Genomic DNA, 2,500 nt, shown 5'->3' with positions numbered 1-2,500 from the left:
CCAACGTTGAAAAGTTGGGGGATGACCTGTGGTTAGGGGTGAAAGGCCAATCAAACTCCGTGATAGCTGGTTCTCCCCGAAATGCATTTAGGTGCAGCGTCGTGTGTTTCTTGCCGGAGGTAGAGCACTGGATGGTCTAGGGGGCCCACAAGCTTACCGAAATCAGCCAAACTCCGAATGCCGGTAAGTGAGAGCGCGGCAGTGAGACTGCGGGGGATAAGCTTCGTAGTCGAGAGGGAAACAGCCCAGATCACCAGCTAAGGCCCCTAAGCGTGTGCTAAGTGGAAAAGGATGTGGGGTCGCATAGACAACCAGGAGGTTGGCTTAGAAGCAGCCATCCTTTAAAGAGTGCGTAATAGCTCACTGGTCAAGTGGTTCCGCGCCGACAATGTAGCGGGGCTCAAGCACACCGCCGAAGCTGTGGCATTCACATTTTTACCCCGCTGGTGCCTTCGGGTGCTGGTGCAGGTGTGTGGATGGGTAGGGGAGCGTCGTGCCGGGGGTGAAGCAGCCGAGTGATCGAGTTGTGGACGCGGCACGAGTGAGAATGCAGGCATGAGTAGCGAAAGAAGGGTGAGAAACCCTTCCGCCGGATGACCAAGGGTTCCAGGGCCAGGCTAATCCGCCCTGGGTGAGTCGGGACCTAAGGCGAGGCCGAGAGGCGTAGTCGATGGACAACGGGTTGATATTCCCGTACCCGCGAAAGAGCGTCCCTGATGAACTTCGTTGTGCTAACCATCCGAGCTGCAGGAGGTCTTCGGACTGAGTGTGGGGAGCGTGGGAACCTGGCGGGTAGTAGTCAAGCGATGGGGTGACGCAGGAAGGTAGCTGAGCCCGGCCGGTGGTTGTGCCGGGGTAAGCGTGTAGGCCGTGCCGTAGGCAAATCCGCGGTGCATGAGGCTGAGACGTGATGCCGAGCCGATTCAGGTGAAGTCAGTGATCCTATGCTGCCGAGAAAAGCCTCTAGCGAGTTCTTAGCGGCCCGTACCCCAAACCGACACAGGTGGTCAGGTAGAGAATACCGAGGCGATCGGGCGAACTGTGGTTAAGGAACTCGGCAAATTGCCCCCGTAACTTAGGGAGAAGGGGGGCCGGAGACGTGAAGCCCCGTGCGGGTGGAGCGTTGTATGGCCGCAGAGAGCAGGGGGAAGCGACTGTTTACTAAAAACACAGGTCCATGCGAAGAAGTAATTCGATGTATATGGACTGACGCCTGCCCGGTGCTGGAACGTTAAGGGGACCTGTTAGCTCTTCGGGGCGAAGCGGAGAACTTAAGCGCCAGTAAACGGCGGTGGTAACTATAACCATCCTAAGGTAGCGAAATTCCTTGTCGGGTAAGTTCCGACCTGCACGAATGGCGTAACGACTTCCCCACTGTCTCAACCACAGGCCCGGCGAAATTGCATTACGAGTAAAGATGCTCGTTACGCGCGGCAGGACGGAAAGACCCCGGGACCTTTACTATAGCTTGACATTGGTATCTGAGTTGATTTGTGTAGGATAGGTGGGAGCCGGTGAAGTGCATACGCCAGTATGTGTGGAGGCAATCTTGAAATACCACTCTGGTTGATTCGGGTATCTAACTTCGGACCGTTATCCGGTTCAGGGACAGTGTCTGGTGGGTAGTTTAACTGGGGCGGTTGCCTCCTAAAAGGTAACGGAGGCGCCCAAAGGTTCCCTCAGCCTGGTTGGCAATCAGGTGTTGAGTGTAAGTACACAAGGGAGCTTGACTGTGAGACTGACGGGTCGAGCAGGGACGAAAGTCGGGACTAGTGATCCGGCACTTGCGTGTGGAAGCGGTGTCGCTCAACGGATAAAAGGTACCCCGGGGATAACAGGCTGATCTTCCCCAAGAGTCCATATCGACGGGATGGTTTGGCACCTCGATGTCGGCTCGTCGCATCCTGGGGCTGTAGCAGGTCCCAAGGGTTGGGCTGTTCGCCCATTAAAGCGGCACGCGAGCTGGGTTTAGAACGTCGTGAGACAGTTCGGTCCCTATCCGCCGTGCGCGTAGGATACTTGAGAAGGGCTGTCCCTAGTACGAGAGGACCGGGACGGACGAACCTCTGGTGTGCCAGTTGTCCCGCCAGGGGCACGGCTGGTTAGCTACGTTCGGAAGGGATAACCGCTGAAAGCATCTAAGCGGGAAGCCTGCTTCAAGATGAGGTATCCCACCATCTTTCGGGATGGGTAAGGCCCCCAGCTAGACGACTGGGTTGATAGGCCGGAAATGTAAGCCCGGTAACGGGTTCAGTTGACCGGTACTAATAGGCCGAGGACTTGACAACAAAGATTTGCTACGCGTCCACTGTGCAACTCACAGCAAACAGACAAGACCCCGACAGGTTGTTGGTGTGGTGTTGTTTGACATGTTGATAAAGTTACGGCGGTCATGGCGGAGGGGAAACGCCCGGTAACATTCCGAACCCGGAAGCTAAGCCCTCCAGCGCCGATGGTACTGCACCCGGGAGGGTGTGGGAGAGTAGGACACCGCCGGACA

At 56.6% G+C, this 2,500-nt stretch carries 2 rRNA genes (1 of these 2 cut by a window edge); both read left to right on the top strand.

What is annotated here, in order from left to right:
* Nucleotides 1-2,288, top strand: a 23S ribosomal RNA gene (locus ACFHWY_RS27920); it begins 824 nt to the left of the window's first position.
* Between the two features lie 94 nt (nucleotides 2,289-2,382).
* Nucleotides 2,383-2,499: ribosomal RNA gene (gene rrf / locus ACFHWY_RS27915) — 5S ribosomal RNA — on the top strand.
* Nucleotide 2,500 lies beyond the last annotated feature (1 nt).

This window comes from Micromonospora sp. LOL_024, from assembly GCF_048060415.1.
Taxonomy (GTDB): Bacteria; Actinomycetota; Actinomycetes; order Mycobacteriales; family Micromonosporaceae; genus Micromonospora.
Note: the sequence above shows the minus strand (reverse complement) of the source record. Positions and strands in the feature narration are given on the sequence as shown.